The organism is Nocardia sp. NPDC003726 (assembly GCF_053586955.1).
The window spans coordinates 268,004-284,697 of sequence record NZ_JBSFNF010000001.1; the positions used below are offsets into that span (position 1 = coordinate 268,004).

Genomic DNA, 16,694 nt, shown 5'->3' on the forward strand with positions numbered 1-16,694 from the left:
CGTTATTCCTCTCCTGCAGAGTTTCAGGTGGGTGAGTGCCGGAACCGGCGGATCAGCACCAGCAGCAGCGGCGCACCGACGACAGCGGTGACGATTCCCAGCGGTAGTTCGCGGGGGGCGAAGACCACGCGGGCCGCGACGTCCGCGACGACCAGGAACAGCGCGCCCAGCACCGCGGACAGCGGGATCAGTCTGCGATGCGTCCCGCCGCCGCACAGGCGGGCGACGTGCGGCACGATCAGGCCGACGAAGCCGATCGCGCCCGCGACCGCGACGACCGCGCCGATGCCGAGCGCGACGACGCCCAACGCGAGCATCCGGAGCCGGACCGGGGACAGGCCCAGCGCGCGTGCGGTGTCGTCACCCGCGGCGAGCACGTCCAGTCGCGCCGCCAGCAGCAGCAGCGAACCGGCCATGGCCGCGGTGACCAGCGCGGTGGTGGCCACCGACGACCAGCCCGCCGAACTGAGCGAACCCAGCAGCCAGAACAACACGGTCCGGGCGCCTTCCTGGTTGTCGGAGGCGAAGATCAGGAAACTGGTCGCCGCGGAGAACAGGTAACCGATGGTGACCCCGCCCAGCAGTAGCCGCAGCGAGGTCATCTGCCCGTTGATCCTGGCGATGGCGAACAACAGGACCGTCGCGGCGAGCGCACCGGCGAACGCGCTGGCCGCGAGCGCGCTCGCGGTGGCCGCGGTGACACCGAACAGCAGCGACATCGCCGCGCCGGTCGAGGCGCCTGAGGTGACGCCGAGGATGTGCGGGTCGGCGAGCACGTTGCGCACCAAGGTCTGCAGCACCGCTCCCGCGACGGCCAGCGCCGCGCCTACCATGGCGCCGAGCAGCACGCGCGGCACACGCACGAGCCAGACGATGGAATCCTGGGCCGGTGTCCAGTCCGCCACTGCGGGCGTCCCGAAGAGGTGGTGGCCGACGATGCGCGCGACGGTGCCGGGTGGCACCCACACCGGCCCCAGCCCGGTGGCCACGATCAGCACCACGGCCAGCGTGGCGCCGAGCCCGCCGAGCCACAGCACGGTTGTCGCGCGGTGGCGCGCGTGGTCCAGATCGTCGGCGTCTTCGGTGCGGGGTGAGGTCGCGGTCATCGAGCAGCCGCCTTTCCCGGATCCAGAACCTCGGTGGGCGACTCCGCGTCGCGGGGGCCGAACAGCAGTTGCATCGCGCCGAACGCGGCCGACATGTGGACGCGGACGCCGTAGATGGGTTCGAGGACGGCCGGAGTGAGTACTTCCGCCACCGGGCCTGCTGCGGCCACCCGGCCTCGGTGCAGCAGCACCAGGCGGTCGCAGTAGCGGGCGGCCAGATTCAGATCGTGCAGCACCACCAACGTGGTGGTGGTCGTCAGACCCCGGATCAGTCCGAGCAGTTCGTGCTGATAGCCGATGTCGAGATGGTTCGTCGGTTCGTCCAGCAGCAGGTGGTCGGCTTGCTGCGCCAGAGCTCGTGCGATGAGCACCCGTTGGCGTTCGCCGCCGGAGAGCGCGGTGTAGGGGCGATCGGCCAGGTGACGGGCCCCGACACGAGCCAGCGCCGCCGCGGCGGCGATACGGTCGGCGCGCGAGTAGCCCTGCAGCGCACCGGCCCACGGGGCACGGCCGAGCAGCACGGTTTCGGCGACGGTGATCGCTGTCTCGGCGGGTGACTCCTGCGCGACGACGGCCAGTCGCGCCGCCAGGGCCCGGCCGCGCAGCGCCTCGACCGGAGTGTCATCGATGGCCACCACACCGGACCGGGGCCGCAGCGCGCGATAGAGCAGGCGCAGCAGTGTGGATTTGCCCGAGCCGTTGGGCCCGATCAAGCCGACGGTGGTGCCGGGCTCTGCGATCAGTCCGACTCCGTCGAGCACGACCTGACCGCCATAGGAGAAGCCCACGTCATCGACCGTGATCATCGGCTCACCGCCGCCGCGGCACGCCGTGGAGACTCGGTCCAGTCCGGCGGCGCGGGCCGCCACGTGCGGTGCACGGTGACCGCCGTGGCGAAACCGGCGCAGACACGCTGTGCCGCCTTGATTCTCGCCGGCAGCGCCGGGTCGGCCTCGTCGAGCAGGATGCCGGTCGTGGTGCCGCTGTGCGCGACGACCACCCCGGCCGCGCCGAGTTCCCTGGCCGCGCCGATGGTCGCGTCCAGATGCGGCCGCGACCGCAGCATGGTGCTCAGTTCCGCGCTGCGGGTGGCCACCGCGCCGATCGCGGTCACGTCGCGACGGGCGACCGCGCCGGTGAGCTCGGCGAGCAACGCACTGTATTCGCGTTTGACGGCCGTGGTGAACGGGCGCTTGCGCCGGTTGAAGGCGACGGTGTCGACGTGGCCGCCTTCGTCTCCGGTGACGATGGTCAGCGGGGGCAGCGCGCCGAGCACAGCCAGCAGCCGTACTTCTCGGTGGTAGAAGGCGACCGCGCCGGGATACATCACGCCGTCGGAGGGTTCGATACGCCGTAGTTCGGTCTCGATCTCGCCGGGGCCGATCTCCCGGCCCTCGGCGTCGGCCACGGCGCGGGCGGTGGCGACCAGGTCGGCGGTGGAGCTGGCCAGGCCTTTGCCCTCGGGCAGGTCGCCGAGCAGGGTGAGCACACCGCCACGCAGCACCGGCGAGCGTGCGAGCAGCGCGCGGGCCAGGGCGGCGGACTTGGTCTTGTGGGCGGGAACGACGGTGACGGTGTGCCGGTGCGGGTCGGGTTCGAAGACCGCGACCGCGCCGCGGGCGATGGGCAGGGTGACCAGGAAGTCGCGGTCGTGCTCCGCGGTGACGCCTTGCAGCAGTTCCCCGCAACTGCCGAACGCGCTGCCGACGCCGACGCGGGGTGCGGCGGTCACCGCGGCCCCGTGGCGGTGCGGCGGGCGACCACGTGCAGCCGGTCTCCGTCGAGCCGCTCGGACAGCACGCCGTCGGCGGGCCAGCCCGGTGTGGTCAACGGTCCCGGCGCGTCGAACAGCGCGAGCACCTCGAAGCCCGCACCCGCCAGCAGGTGACGCAGTTCCTGCGGGAACAGCAATCGCCAGGCAGTGTGCTGGACGACCGGCTCCCGACATCCCGGCCACGTCCAGATCCGTTGCCTGCGCAGCAGTTGCGCGGGCAGGTCCACGGTGAGCGAGGTGCGGGAGGTGTAGGTGATGCCTTCCCAGTCGACCTGCCGGACCAGTTGCTCGTCGAGTAATTCTCGTCGCCCGCGATCGGTGAGCAGGAAGGCGCCGTTGCGCATCTCGAGGATCAGAAGACCCCCGGGGCGCAGACACGTCGCGAAACGGTCGAGGGCCGCGACCAACTCGGCGGTGTCGTGCAGGTGCAGCAGCGTGCTTCCCAAGCAGGTGAGCACGTCCACCGGCGCGTCGGCGCGCAGGGCGCGGGCGTCGCCGACGCTGAAATCCACTGCCGGGTAACGGGTCCGGGCGTATTCGACCATGCGCGGTGAGATGTCGATCCCCCGCACCCGGTATCCGAGTTCGCTGAGACGGGCCGCGTCGCGACCGGTGCCGGACCCGACGTCGAGCAGGTCGGTGAGCGTGCCCGCGCCGAAGCGGGCGAGCAGATCGGCGACGAAGCGCGCGTTGCGGTGGCCGCTGTCGGGAAAAGTGCGTTCGTAGAGCGCGGGATTGTCGGTCAGCAGGTTCTCGCTGAGCAGGACCGGGCCCTGATCGTGAGCAGTCATCGGGCGGGATCGCCTTTCGCCGTGCGACTCGGCGTCGCGTCGATCGGTCGGGGTTGCGATGCGGTGGGCTTCGGGAGGCAGCCGCGCCTGCGCAACAGCAGCACGGCGACGGCGGACAACCAGCCGATGCCCGCGCACAGCAGGGCGGGCGGCCAGGTCAGCGGTCCGCCCGCATGGTCGACGGCGGTGCCGACGACGGTGGTGGCCACCACGGTGAACACGCCGGAGGCCAGATAGAACGCGCCGAAGTAGGTGCCGGTCAGGTGCGGTCCGCTGAAGCGGGGAATCGCCTCGTTCACGAACGGCTGCACGGCCATCACACCGAGCGCGAGCGCCACCGCGGCCGCCACGACCGGCGCGACTCGCACCGCGACGGCGATCGGTCCGTCGCCGCCCGGCGACGCGGCGACTCGCCCGGCGGGCGGGACCAGGAATGCCGCGCCGAGCACCGCCATCCCCAGCGCCATCCCGGAGCCACGGTCCGTCCGCCGCGAGAGCGTCCTGGTGATGGGAACCTGTAGTGCCACCACCGCGACCGTCTCGACGACGAACAACGCCGCCACCGCCCCCGGGCCGGCGGAAGACCCGGCGAGGTCCTGCACCTGCAGGGTGAACAGGAAATAGATCTGGCTCTGCAGGGCGAACATGCCCATGAGCGCGAGCGCGAAAGCCCAGAATCGGCCATCGGCGAACACCCGCGCGAAATCCGCGCGCAGTGCGGTGTCCCTGCGCGGCGCGGGCCGGGCGGGCAGCAGGATCAACTGCGCGATGGTCAATCCGGCGAAAACGCAGGACGCGGCCACCGCGGTCAAGCGGAATCCGGCCGTGGCCAGCAGCGTCCCGACCACCGGCCCCAAGGCCGAACCGGTATTGCCGAAGATGTTGAACAAGGCGAACGCCTCGGCCGCCCGGTCGCCGCTGTCGCGGGCGATGTAGGCGCGCACCGCCGGGTTGAACAGCGCCCCCGCGAATCCGGTGAGCACCGACGCGAGCAGCACCACCGGCAGGGAGCCGCCGACGGCGAACAGCGCGAACCCCGTCGCCCGGATGCTCGCGCCGACGATGATCACCCCGCGCGCGCCGAGGCGATCCGAAGCCGAGCCCCCGACCAGGAACAGCCCTTGCTGACTCAGATTGCGCACGCCGAGCACCACACCGACCACCGCCGCCGACAGCGCCAGATCGGTGCGCAGGTATTCGGCCAGGAACGGCACCAGCATGAAGAACCCGATGTTCCCGACGAGCTGGTTGACCAGCAGTAAGCGCACCGAGAGCGGGAACGTGCCGAACAGCCCCAGCCCCCTCACGCGGCGGCTCGCACGCGCCGTACCCCGAGTCCGGGCCCGGCCGGTCGCCGCAGCGTGCCGTCCGCCCCGCCCAAACCCGTCCACGGGTCGTCCGCCAGCAACAGATGACCGTCCAGATCCACCCAGCGCGCGGCCCCGGCCAGCTGGGCCGCGGGAGCGATGCCCAGTGAGCTGCAGGCCTGGCAGCCCAGCAGCACCGGCAATTCTCGCGCTCTCGCCCAGTCGAGCATCGTGCGCGCCGCGTCGAGCCCGCCACATTCGGCGAGTTTGACGTTGATGCCGCCGATGCCGTCGGGCAGCCGGTCCAGATCGGCGAGAGAACCCGCGTCCTCGTCGGCGAGCACCGGCATCGGCACCTGCCTGGCGACCGCAGCGAGTCGATCGGGGTCGCCTGCGGTCACCGGCTGTTCGACGGCGGCGATGCCCTGGTCGGCGAGTGCGTCGAGCACCGCGACGGCGGTGCGGACGTCCCAGGCGCCGTTGGGGTCGAGCAGCAGTTGCGCGGTCGGCGCCGCCGCGCGGATCGCGCGTACACGTGCGATGTCCTCGGCAGGGTCCGCCGCACCCGCTTTGACCTTGAGCACGGTGAATCCGGCCCGCGTGATGCGGTCCGCGGTAGCCTCGGCTTCGCCTGGGCTCATCAGGCCGATCGTGTAGGCGGTGGGCACCGAATCCCACTGCGGCAGGCCGAGATACGCACCCAGCGGCAGCCCCGCGCGGCGAGCGAGCACATCGTGGACCGCGCTGTCGAGCGCGGCGACCACCGGCAGCGCGAACTCCGAGCGCAGCGACGGCAGCAGCGCGCGGACCTCATCGGGATCGGCGCAGCCCGCGATCCGCCCGGCGAGCCCGCGCAGGGCGGCGTCGATCGCGGCGAGGTCGAGCCCGAGGCGGGGGCTGCCGACGACTTCACCGTGTCCGGCGTGCCCGTCGGCCGTCACCGTGACCCACACCGCTACTCGCTCCACCATCGTCGCGCGCGAGATGCGCAGGGGGCGAGCCAATTCCAGAGTCGTGGTCGTCCACGTCGTTCTCATGCGCTGACCTCCTTGCCCAACGGGTCGCGGACCACGGCGCACCGAGCCCACCCGTGCGCCTCTTCGGCGTCGGGCGCGGGCAGTTCCACCGGTTCGGTGACGGTCGATCCGAGCAAGCCGTTTCGCCGGCACCACTCGTCGTCGTAGATGCTGCGCAGGTAGCGGTGTGGTCCGTCGGGGAAGACGGTGAGTACGCGAACATCGGGCTCGCGCCGGGTGATCCAGCCGGCGACCAGCGCGGTCGCCCCGGTACTCCAACCGCCCGCGATACCTGTGGCGGCGGCCAGTCGACGGCAGGATGCCGCCGCTTCGGACGGGCCGACCCAGTGCACCTCGTCGAAGTCGTCGTAGGCGACGTTGCGCGGCAGAATGCTGCTGCCGAGGCCGCGCATGAGCCGCGGCCGGGCCGGCTGACCGAAGATGCGCGAGCCCACCGAGTCGACACCGACCACCCGCAGTTCCGGCCAGTGTGCGCGCAACACCCGGGTCAGGCCTGCGCAATGGCCGCCGGAGCCGATACCCGCCACGAGCACATCGGCGTGGCCGACTTGCTCGAGCAGTTCCTGGGCCATGGCCGCGTAACCGGCGGCGTTGTCCGGATTGTCGTACTGGTCGGGCCAATACGCGCCCGGGGTGGCGTCGAGCAGTTCGGCCAGCCGGTCGAGCCGGGCGCGCTGCCAGCCGCCCTCGGGATGCGGGTCACAGACCACTTCCAATCCGACACCGAAGGCGGTGAACAGCGCGCGCATCTCCGGCTCGAGTTCGTCGTCGACCACGAGCACGACGGGATGACCGAGCGCCTTGCCCGCCAGGACGAGGCCGAGACCCAGCGTGCCGCTGGTGGATTCGATCACCGTCGCACCCGGGGTGAGTTCGCCGCGGGCGCGTGCGGCGCTGAGCATCGACACCGCCGCACGCGCCTTCATGCCCGCGATGCTCGCGGCCTCCAGTTTGGCCAGGTAACTACCCGCGCCGGCCGGGATGGGGACGACGGGGGTGCCGCCGACCAAACCGAGGAGCGCGGGTTGCGGTGCGGGGCTGGTCATCGGTTGCACGAGGTTCCCCCGTCTCGGTAGCGGAACAGGGTGCTGGGGCCGCCGTCGAGGGAAAAGAAGGGATACGGTTCGGCCGAGACCGCCGTGACGCCCCGGCCAAGAAACCAGGGCAGGACGGCACTGCCGGTCTGGGCGAACAACACCAGGGGGAGTGATCGGTCGTTCGCTTCGGCCAGCAGCGCGTCGAAGGTCCCGTTGCCCAGCGTCATCCCGGTGACCAGCAGCGCGTCGTAGTCCGGCGGCGTGTCGGCGGCGGCGCGATACACGGGCTCGTCCCATTCGGTTCGCCCTCCGACCAGGTCGCACGGGTAGTAGCCGATGCCGCGGGCACGCAGAGCCGCGAGCAAGGAGCCGACCACGCCGACGACCAGCACGCGCCGCACGCCGGAGGGCAGCAGATCCACCACCGCCTCGGCGCGCTGACGGGACTTCTCCAGCGAGCTGCCCCCGGTCACGTCGACGAGTTCGGCGGCGACACCTGCCGCGACGGGGTGCGGCCGTAGATGCATCAGATACGCGTCCAAGGCGGCGATCCGGACCGTCTGTCGTGGATGGGCCAACAGCTGCGCCACTGTCGCTCCCACACAGTCGTCGAGCACGTCCGCGCGGCCGCAATCCTCACCCGGCTCGAGCCCGCAGGAGCCGACGGCCGCACCGACGCGAACGCTCAGCACCTCGTTGCGATACCCGCCGCGACGGCCCGTGTGCCGGGTCCCGTAGCGGGTGTGGAACGCCGTGGCCACCGCCAGGCCGGCCGGATCGGCGCCGAGACGAGCCTCCCGTGCCCAGTCGGTGAGTTCGACGACCGAGCGGGGCCGTGGCGCGAGGGCGAGATCGGCGGTGGTCATGACGCCACCCGCGCGACGTCGACGGTGAGCTTGTCGATGAGGTCGCGCGCCAGATCGCCCGCGGCGCCTGGTTGCTCGTCGACCACCATGACATGGCCCAGGTAGGTGTTGTTGTCGGTCGCGATCCGGACCTCGGTGCCCGGCTCGGCCAGGGTGTGCTCGACGACGCGCGGATCGTCGTCCCAGCGTTCGTCGCCCGATATCGCCGTCAGCACACCCGCGCGATCGGCTACCGCGAATGCGATGGCGGCGCTGCCCGTACCGGTCGGGCGGGGTGTCAGGTCGGGGGTGCCACCTGCGGCCACCTCGGCGTGCACGGCCGCGAGGTCGATCCCGGTCACCCGGCGCACCAGTTCGGTGATCCGATTGCCGGCGGGACGGGGATTCACCTCGATCAACCGAGGCCCGTCGGCGGTGCGTTTGATCTCGGTGTGCGCGACGGTGTCGTCGAGGCCGAGCGCCGTGATCGCGTCGCGGGCCACCGCGCTGACGGCCGCCTGCTCGTCGTCGGTCAGCGTGGCCGGGAACATGTGCCCCGCCTCGATGAACGCGGGCGTTCCGGTCAGCCGCTTGTCGGTCACGCCGACCACGGTGGTGTGGCCGCGCACGGTGACCGTCTCGACGCTGAATTCCGGCCCCGCCAAACACTCTTCGACAAGGATTTGTGGTGCGCGTATCTGCCCGCGCGCGTTCACCGGAAAGCCGGCGATCCGCTCGACGGCCGCGCGCAACTGCTGCTCGTCGTCGACGCGGCGGACGTACATGCCGCCGCACAGGTCCACCGGTTTGACGACCAGCGGGTAGCCAATTTCTGTTGCCGCACGGGCTAATTCGCCCCAATCCTCGGAAACGGCGAAGGCCGGGCCCGGCACTCCGGCGGCCTGGCAGAGCGCGCGGGTGCGGTCTTTCCGGCAGGCCGCGTCGACGGCGTCCCTGGCGGGGCCGGGCAAGCCCAGATCCGCGGCGATCGCCGCGACGGTGGGCAAGTAGTAGTCACACGAGGACAGCACTCCATCGAAGGCCAGTACCTCGTGCAGCCTGCGCACATACGCCACCAGTGCCGTCTCGTCGTTGGTTTCGGCGGTGAGGACGTTGGCCGCGCCCAGAAGCGGATGGGTGCTCGGCTTGCCGCGCAGGTAATGACTCAGATCTCGGGTGAGGAAGCTGAACGTATGCCCTCGGTCGCGTATCCCGGCCGGAAGCAGCGTGCTCATGGAGCCGACCCAGCTCTCCACCATCAGCAGATGTCCCACAAACCCTCCAACCTTCGAGCGGCACATAATGATAACCATTATCACTTGCGAAGCAAGAGGGTTCTGTGACCGACGAGCGCAGAGGCGTTGTGGTGCAACATATTTCGCGAAGAAGTTGCTGATAACGATAATCATTCTCAATAATGACTCGTGGTCGCGCACCTGGCTCGACCAAGATCATGATGAGGAACCACCATGTTGCTGAGGACACTTGCCGTGCCCGCGCTGGCGCTGGCCGCCCTGACCGCCGTGACGGGCACCGCCCACTCCGACCCGGGCGACGACCGGCCCATCTCCTTCACCGCGCATGCCACCGACACGTCCTCGATCATCGAAATCGACTCCGGCGCCTTGGTGGTCGAGGACGGAGCGCTGAAAGTGAAGTCCCGAGACGGCGTCACCGTCGCGGGGACGCCGCTGCGGTTCACCGTCGACGAATTCGAATTCCCGATCGTCGCCGAGATCTCCGGCCGCACCGCGACCCTGACGCCGGACCTGTCGATGGATCGCGCGGTCTACAAGCCGGTGGCGCTGCCGTTCGAGGACAAGGCGCCGTGGAAGACCGAGTACGACCGTGAACAAGCCGCCTGGTCGCGCATGACCAGCACGATCAGCATGGGCGCCACCATCGGAACCCTGGTCGGCGGCCTGGGCGGCGCGGCGGTGGGCTGCGTGCTCGGCGGCCTTGCGGGCGCGACCATCGCCGCGGGAACCATCGCGGGTTTGTTCGGCCCGTTCATCCCGGCCGCGGGCGTCGGCTGCCTTGTCGGCATCGCCGCGGTCGGCGCTCTGGGAACCGTGGCGGGCCAGATCCTGGTCACCGCTCCAGTGGCGATCGGCGCCGCGATCCAGTACTTCACCACGATCAACACCCCATTCGCGACAAAGTAGCCAGCATGGCCCCTCGATGCGGGCGGCGAATCTCGGGCCGCGCCCCGTCCGCCACCCCGCCGCGTCCAGGACGCCGCCCCCATCGAGCGCCATTATGGATCCAGCCGGTCGTTACCCGTTGGGTGGATCGCCGTCGCCGAAGCCGGTCTTTTCGTCGAGCGCGTGCCATCGCGTCAGCGCTCGGTAGCCCGCCGCGATGAACAGCGTCAGGATGAATTGGTTCTCGCGCCATCCTGACGCTGTTCTGCTGTACTGCGCGGCGACCGGGCTATGGGCGGGTCACCTCGGTGGCGTGGAGGTTGCGCAGGACGCCGTCGCCGGCCTCGTGCTGGGAGGGGTAGAGCAGTTGCACGGCCACGGTCAGGGGTGTGCCGGGCTCGATGGTGTGGGTGTCATCCGGCGTAGTGATCACGACCGATCCGTCTGTGCCGTCCTCGATCACGCGATACCACTGACTCTGCTGGGGATTGATGCGGGTTCGTGGCGGGACGTCGAATCGGATCTCCCACCACACCACCCGCTGCTCGTGTGCGGCCAGGGTGAGGTCATAGCTGATGACCCAGCCTTTCGCGTCGTCAGGCCAGGTCTGGGGCCACTGCCCGACGATCACGGGGGAGACGGTGACGGGGGGCCGATCGACGTCGGTGGTGACCGAGCCGGAGTGCCGTTCGGCGGTGTTGGCCCGTGAGGGTGAGGTGATGAGGCTGGTGCAGGTGAGTCGGCCCTCGAATTGCGGGTCGATCGTGCCGGTCAGGTGGATGACCGCCTTGCTGCCCTTGGGCAGGTCGATCGGCAGGTGCATGCCGTCGCGAACCGAAGCGGTGCCGCAGACGGCTCCGTTCTCGGCCTGGCAGGTCAGTTCCAGATCGGTCAGCTCTGTCGGAACAGTGCCGTCCAGCACGGCGTCGGGGGCGTCGTTGGGGCCGAGGTTCTGCACGCCGATGGTGTAGGTGATCCGATGTCCCGACTGTGCTGTCTGCGGGCCGCTGATCTCCAGAGGCATTTCCGCGGGCAGGGTCACCTTCAGGTTCCTGATCCGGTGAGAGGCGGTCGCGGCGCCGGTTCCGGCCGCGAAGCCCAACTTGAAGGTCTCGGGCACGCGGGACCGACCGTTCGCGCCGCCGAGATCGAAATTGTCGATCAGTAGAGTGCCGTTCGGGTTGCTCCTGTCGGCGTGCCGAACGGTCAGCCGACCGCCGATGATGGAGACCTGGATGTGAGCGCCGCGCTCCCAATCCGCGCGGAATCCGCCCGGCACCGCAACGCCGGTGAGCCAACCGAACCCCTCCCGCAGACTGCCGGCTGCACGTACCCCGGCGGTGTTGGGCCGTTGTGCTCCGCCTCCGGAACCGGCCAACGGTGTGGCGAAGTTGCCATAGTTGTCGAAGCCGACGCCGACGAACCCGGCAGTGACCCCGGGCGCGACGATCTGCCCCGACCCCGTTTTCGTCATCGAGTAGCCGAGTGCGGCGCCGATACCGCCGGGCTGGGTGGTGTGCGCACCGTCGATCACATAGACGCTGAAGCCGTCGCCAAGCGTGGCCCCTCCCTCGCACGCGTAGTCGAAGTCGATGGTGACGCCGAGCGTGGACGAGAACGGCTGATCGAGGAACGCCGTCCCCGCCTGGGAATTGGCGTTGGGCGTCAACTCCAGGCTGCCGTCGTGCAGCCGCGCGCTGCCCAGCAGTTGCCAGTGCGGGTTGGTCACGGTTTCCTGGGTGAACGATTCCACGATCGGGAACTGTGCCTGCTGGATGGTGACCGGTGCATACGTCGTCATAGTCGAACCCTCCTTGGCCGGATGTGCCATGAGATGAGCGATTGCGCCGTGCAGATCGACTTCGCCGCAGATCCAGCGGAGCCACGGTCTACTGATGCGGCTGCTGGCCGAGCAACCCAGAGCCACACAGTCGACTGTAGGAACATTCGAACGCGACCGATTCACCCCTTTCGAGTGAACCGGGGCAACCCGGCAGCTCGCTCAGCCGGCGAACCACAGTCGCAGCCGCCGTTGACAACGAGGGCTTTTCGACGCGGACGGAAGAGACCACGCATGGCGCCTGACAACAAAGCAGCGATGTGAACGGCGGGGTTACCTCTTCCTCAGTCCGTCCAGGGCCTGCTGGGCTCGAGTCCTGGCGACGGTGCCGAGTTCGTCGAGGTTCACCGAGGGCTCGCCATGCTGACGCAGGATGGGGATGCGTACTCGTACCGAGACGTTGCTGTCCTGCACGCCGACGAGGTAGTCCATTCCAGTTGTGTAACTGCCAGTAACCCTGGGCGCCGATTCCGGTCATCTCGCCGGAACTCGATCCCGGCCCGGCAGTGGTGTCTTGGCGTTTCCAGTCGTCATAGGCGGGAGCGGCTCCGGCCGCTGTGAACTCGACGCTGAGCTCGACGGCCGCTTGATTCCAGTGGACGCCGTCGCGCGCGAGGCTCTTGTAGCTGAATTGGCATGACAGACGACCGGGGGTGTAGACGCTCGGTGGAGTTTCGTGGTGGGAGGGCGGCTGGTCCGGCGTGGACGACCACTGGAGCAACGGGGCGGGGTCGACCAGATCGCACGCGTTGGCTATCCCGCTCATCGAATAGTTCCCCGGCGCCGGCTCCGGACGTGGAGTAGTTGTGGCGGTAGACGATGTCGCCGCTGCGTTGGCGGACGCCTCGACAGGGACGGACCGACTGCCGCCGGCGCCGTCGGCGATGACGATGCCGATCACCACACCGGCGCCCAGCATCGCCACCAACGCGACCACACCGGCGGCGAGCAGGCCCGGCTTACCGAAACCGCCAGAGGAGGACGCACCCTGCGGCGCCCACGGCTGAGACCCCTCACCAGGTTGGCCGTACCCTGCGACCGGCCGTGTCCAGTCGCCGGTCGGCGAAGGTGGTTGTCCTAAAGCGGGATCGGAGTCGCCCGGGACCGGCTGGCTGGGTGTGTGCCGCGGGTCCGTCATCTGTCGCAGCCCTTCGATTCCTCGACGTGCTCACCGTCGACCCCTCCGTTTCGCGCCGATCGTACTGCGCCGGTGCCCGAGTAGCCACCGACCATCGGCATCGGCCCGTTCGAGTCGATGGCCGCTAGTTCTGTCGCAGTCCGGCCAGCACCTTGCGAGCTTGGGATCTGGCGACCGAATCGAGTTCGTCCCTGCCGACCACCGGTGCTTCCTTTTCGCGTGAGAGGTCGATCTCCACCCGCACCGCGACACCGCCGTCCCATACGCACATCACGTATCCGGCGTCCACGATGCCGCCGAAGCTGTCGTCTTCGAACTGCCAGTAGCCTTGGGTACCGATTCCGGTGAACTCCCCTGACGTCACCACGGATCCGTCATCGGCGAGGTCGGCGGCGCTGCGTTTGCAATGGTCGTAGGTCCGGGAAGCCGAGCCATCCACGACGTCGGCCCGGACCCTGACCGTCGCGGTGTTCATGGGGAAGGTGTCGCCGGTCGAATTGCCGTAGTGCACATCGCAACTCAGGGTGCCGAAGCTGCCGGATGACGGAGTTTCCTCATGTTTCGGATCGAGGTACGGCGCCGACGCCCACTTGGTCAATGGAGTGAGATCGACAAGGTCGCACGCATTGGTGACCGCCCTCATCGAATAGGTCGGCGGTCCCGGCGGCGCAATGGCCGAGGCGCTGACGCTGTCCAGGGACCGCACGGCGAAACCGATCACCACCCCGATCACCAGGAATATCACTCCCAGCCCGACGACACCGGCAACGATCAACACCGCCTTACTGCGACCGACCTGCTGCGTCGAATACACCGGTGGCAGAGGTTGTTGCGGCGCCCGGTGCCCGCTACCGGCGTGCTGGATTCCGACGGGATGACCGGGGGGTGAAGCCGACACGGGAGAGGAGAGGTCCGAATCAGGGATCGATCGGCCATCCGTCGGCAAATTCGGTTGCCACATAACAGAATCAGTGTCGAGCGCCGGTCCCTGGTCACCGGGTTCGTGCGCAGCGCCAGTCATGCCTGTAGCCCCTCCGGCCCTGGACGGACCCCGCCACGTCGTCGAGTCGGCCCTGATCATAGCTGTTCCATCGCAAGCCCGGCATCGTCGACCTCGCCCAAGCGCGTGTCGTCGGTGTCGATGACGGCTTGTGCGGCGGGTTCTCCGGCAGTCGTGGCTATTTCTCCGCTTCTCGCAGATCCACGTCCAGTTCAGGCCAACCGCCTATCGGAAAACCGCCTCGTTTGGCATAGAAGTCGATGGCGCTGCACCTCCGCAGCCAGTGGCGCCGCGCGAATGGCGTCGAGTTCTCGTGCGACCTCCGAGCTGCCCACTTCCGGGAGGCGGTGGATGATATTGACCGCATACGGGGACGCCATGGCGGGGATCTCGGCGACGATGCGCGTGAGGGTGGATTCGTCCGCCTGGTTGAGCAATGGGCCGAAAATGCTCTTCCATGCGCCTGCGATGTCGCGCGGCGCGCGATTGGTGACCCCTGGTCCCGCGAGCCGCCTGCCGACCGCGATGAGCACTTCGGCACTGGCCTGCACCGGCACAGGACCCGCGGGTCGGTTCTTGGGGACGAACAACCCGGCCAGACCGGCCACAGCACTGGTCTCGATATCCGCGAGGGAGGAATGCGAGATCCACCATCTCGGTGTGATTCGATTCCTCGCCATGCATCGCCAGCAGGCTTACTTGCAGACGGCGGAGAATCCGGATCTCGTGGTCGTCGCCGACGGTGCCTGCTTCCATCGCGGCCGACAGCCGGGCCCGTAGATACGCGATGAGCGGCTGGGCGGCGAACACACCGCTGTTGACGGCGTGGTAAGCCATTTCGGCCAGATCGGCGCGAACCACGGGATCCGGGCTGTCGGACAGGGTCGAGCGCACTGTGGCGGACAGCGTCGAGGTCGATGGAGGTGATCGCGGGGCACGGGGTTGTCCCGGCTAGGTCCGGCACCTGAAGTCAGAGGGGCATGTACTTGCGGCGCAGGTAGTCGACCACGCAACGGGGGTGGATCCGAGTAGTCCGGTACTCGTGCGGGTAGCGAGCCCTCGCGAGGAATATCGTCTGCTATGGCGACGTCGCACTGTCATCGAGCACGGTCATGAACTTCACTACGCCGAAGTTCGATGCCGCGGTAGCCGCTTTCAAGGCCGACTTCGGCAGCCACACTCAGATGTTCACCGACGGTCAGTTCTACGTCACGAACAAGACGGTCGCCGGCATGATCCGGCAGATCGAAGCCGAACTGCGCAGCAATCTCCGTCTGCAGTTCTTTCCGGCTACCGAATTGACCAAGGCGATCGAGTTCTTCCGTAAGAAGCTCAATGCCGACCCGATCGATGTCGGGGCAATTCTGGCGATGCTGAATTTGCTCGAGGTCGACGGGGACATGTTCCCGATCCGGCAGCTGTTCACCACGGGCAAGACCGACGCAGCTGCCGCGCGTGCGGACTTTCAGCAGCTTTGGTCGACGCCCGACATTCCGCCGGCTCCGTATTGGTCGGGCAGCGCCGACACTATCGGCAAGGTGTTCGCCGCGCACGAACTGGAGAAGGACCGCTGCTTCGAGGTGCTGCGCGCTATGGCGCGCAAGCTGCTGGCCAAGCGTGGGGCGGTGACCTTGCCGCCGACGGCGGTGATCAGTAGCGGTCGACTCGCTGACGCGGTGGTGGTGCCGGGCGTTGCGGCCACGGCGGACGAGGTCGCCACACAGCGGATCCAGCACAACTCACCGGGGGCGCTGGCCGCCGCATACGCTCGCATGCGCGCCACGCTCGACGCCGGGGGGTTCGTGCACTGCGGCGTGCTGAGCGGCGCTGCTCATGAGCGCAGCAAGTTTCCCCAGCCGGAGCACCACGTGCTCGTGTTCGCGCACGACACGCTCGCCGGTAAGGACGCGTTTCTGTTCTGGGATCCGGACGCAGCGCACACGGAGATTACTTCGACCACATGGGGCCGGGGGTTCGGCGTGCTGTTCGCGACCGCGACGCGATTGTCCACGGCGGTGGACGACGCCGACCTGGCCAAGATCGACCGGCACAAAGCCGCCAAGGAATTCGGTGACCATACCAACGACACCCGCCGGCACTGCTACCAGGTGTATTACCTCCAGTCGCTGCCGTTGGCCAAGGTCGTCAAGGTGCACACCAAGGTACTCGCACCGCCGAAACGTGCGTCGGTGGACCAGATGCTGTACAACGCCATGACGCTGTTCGCGGCCAACGGCGTGGAACTTGTCGGAGTGTCCCAGGAAGACCTGACGGACCCGGGAGATCTCGACCGGTTCCGCACGCTGTACGTCGGGACCGCCGCCGCGCCGACAGCCGAGGTGACCGACCTGCATGCGACGTTTCGCTCGCCGGAGTACGAGTTCGGCTCCGGGTTGGAGGCGAGCGAGGTCCTGATCGCGGTGGTGCGGGACATGGTGCCCGCGGCGTCCGGATGCGCGAGCCACCCCGAGGCACAGCCGGGGGTGCTGCTCTCGGCGTCGCTGGCGAGCGAGTGGACGCTCGCGCATGAGCTCGGACACGTGCTCGGGCTCGGCGACTCCGCCGACTCGGACAATCTCATGTACGCCTCGACCGCCGCGATCACAGCCGACCCGCCGCAGTTGTCCGAGGACGACGTGGCCACCATCTCCGCCAGCCCGCTCGCGGAAGGCTGA

General features: G+C 68.9%; 15 protein-coding genes. 2 read left to right on the forward strand and 13 right to left on the reverse strand.

Annotated features, from left to right (window positions below):
* Positions 1-23 precede the first annotated feature (23 nt).
* From ACWDMM_RS01305 to ACWDMM_RS01345, 9 genes are read right to left on the reverse strand one after another with little or no spacing between them, the layout of a single operon-like run.
* A complete protein-coding gene (locus ACWDMM_RS01305; protein WP_357105193.1) occupies positions 24-1,106 on the reverse strand; it encodes a FecCD family ABC transporter permease in 1,083 nt (360 codons plus the stop codon).
* Entirely contained in the window at positions 1,103-1,912 is an 810-nt protein-coding gene (locus ACWDMM_RS01310) for an ABC transporter ATP-binding protein (RefSeq protein WP_357105196.1), read from the reverse strand. Before ACWDMM_RS01310 ends, ACWDMM_RS01305 begins: the two co-directional genes overlap by 4 nt.
* Entirely contained in the window at positions 1,909-2,838 is a 930-nt protein-coding gene (locus ACWDMM_RS01315) for a GHMP family kinase ATP-binding protein (RefSeq protein WP_195081325.1), read from the reverse strand. The genes ACWDMM_RS01310 and ACWDMM_RS01315 overlap by 4 nt, the downstream gene beginning before the upstream one ends.
* Positions 2,835-3,671, reverse strand: a complete 837-nt coding sequence (locus ACWDMM_RS01320; RefSeq protein ID WP_357206029.1) for a class I SAM-dependent methyltransferase — start codon at positions 3,669-3,671, stop codon at positions 2,835-2,837. Before ACWDMM_RS01320 ends, ACWDMM_RS01315 begins: the two co-directional genes overlap by 4 nt.
* A complete protein-coding gene (locus tag ACWDMM_RS01325; RefSeq protein WP_357105201.1) occupies positions 3,668-4,978 on the reverse strand; it encodes an MFS transporter in 1,311 nt (436 codons plus the stop codon). The genes ACWDMM_RS01320 and ACWDMM_RS01325 overlap by 4 nt, the downstream gene beginning before the upstream one ends.
* Positions 4,975-6,015 carry a mandelate racemase/muconate lactonizing enzyme family protein gene (locus tag ACWDMM_RS01330; protein ID WP_449935390.1) on the reverse strand — a complete coding sequence of 347 codons (1,041 nt, stop codon included), beginning with the start codon at positions 6,013-6,015 and terminating at the stop codon, positions 4,975-4,977. The genes ACWDMM_RS01325 and ACWDMM_RS01330 overlap by 4 nt, the downstream gene beginning before the upstream one ends.
* Positions 6,012-7,061 (reverse strand): PLP-dependent cysteine synthase family protein, encoded by a 1,050-nt coding sequence (locus tag ACWDMM_RS01335; protein ID WP_449935393.1) that lies wholly within the window; start codon positions 7,059-7,061, stop codon positions 6,012-6,014. Before ACWDMM_RS01335 ends, ACWDMM_RS01330 begins: the two co-directional genes overlap by 4 nt.
* Positions 7,058-7,918 carry a Rossmann-like domain-containing protein gene (locus ACWDMM_RS01340; RefSeq protein ID WP_449935396.1) on the reverse strand — a complete coding sequence of 287 codons (861 nt, stop codon included), beginning with the start codon at positions 7,916-7,918 and terminating at the stop codon, positions 7,058-7,060. Before ACWDMM_RS01340 ends, ACWDMM_RS01335 begins: the two co-directional genes overlap by 4 nt.
* On the reverse strand, positions 7,915-9,306 hold the full coding sequence (locus ACWDMM_RS01345; RefSeq protein WP_449935399.1) for an ATP-grasp domain-containing protein: 1,392 nt from the start codon (positions 9,304-9,306) through the stop codon (positions 7,915-7,917). Before ACWDMM_RS01345 ends, ACWDMM_RS01340 begins: the two co-directional genes overlap by 4 nt.
* Positions 9,307-9,366: 60 nt before the next feature.
* Between ACWDMM_RS01345 and ACWDMM_RS01350 the strand changes: the two genes are divergently transcribed.
* Positions 9,367-10,062 carry a hypothetical protein gene (locus ACWDMM_RS01350; protein WP_357105211.1) on the forward strand — a complete coding sequence of 232 codons (696 nt, stop codon included), beginning with the start codon at positions 9,367-9,369 and terminating at the stop codon, positions 10,060-10,062.
* Positions 10,063-10,330: 268 nt separating this feature from the next.
* Here the strand turns inward: ACWDMM_RS01350 and ACWDMM_RS01355 are convergent, their stop codons facing one another.
* The 4 genes from ACWDMM_RS01355 to ACWDMM_RS01370 all read right to left on the reverse strand — a co-directional run bounded on the left by ACWDMM_RS01355 (position 10,331) and on the right by ACWDMM_RS01370 (position 14,627).
* Complete coding sequence (locus ACWDMM_RS01355; protein ID WP_195081331.1) at positions 10,331-11,842, reverse strand: lectin-like domain-containing protein; 1,512 nt, start codon at positions 11,840-11,842, stop codon at positions 10,331-10,333.
* A gap of 312 nt (positions 11,843-12,154) precedes the next feature.
* Positions 12,155-12,313: a hypothetical protein gene (locus ACWDMM_RS01360; protein WP_449935404.1), complete on the reverse strand. Its 159-nt coding sequence runs from the start codon at positions 12,311-12,313 to the stop codon at positions 12,155-12,157.
* An 830-nt stretch (positions 12,314-13,143) separates the two neighbouring features.
* On the reverse strand, positions 13,144-14,100 hold the full coding sequence (locus ACWDMM_RS01365) for a hypothetical protein (RefSeq protein WP_449935406.1): 957 nt from the start codon (positions 14,098-14,100) through the stop codon (positions 13,144-13,146).
* Between the two features lie 131 nt (positions 14,101-14,231).
* The gene (locus ACWDMM_RS01370; protein ID WP_195081334.1) at positions 14,232-14,627 is read right to left on the reverse strand and encodes a hypothetical protein; all 396 of its coding nucleotides are present in this window, start codon (positions 14,625-14,627) and stop codon (positions 14,232-14,234) included.
* 504 nt (positions 14,628-15,131) lie between these two features.
* On the opposite strand from ACWDMM_RS01370, the gene ACWDMM_RS01375 reads away from it, so the two are divergent.
* Positions 15,132-16,694, forward strand: a complete 1,563-nt coding sequence (locus tag ACWDMM_RS01375) for a matrixin family metalloprotease (RefSeq protein WP_357105221.1) — start codon at positions 15,132-15,134, stop codon at positions 16,692-16,694.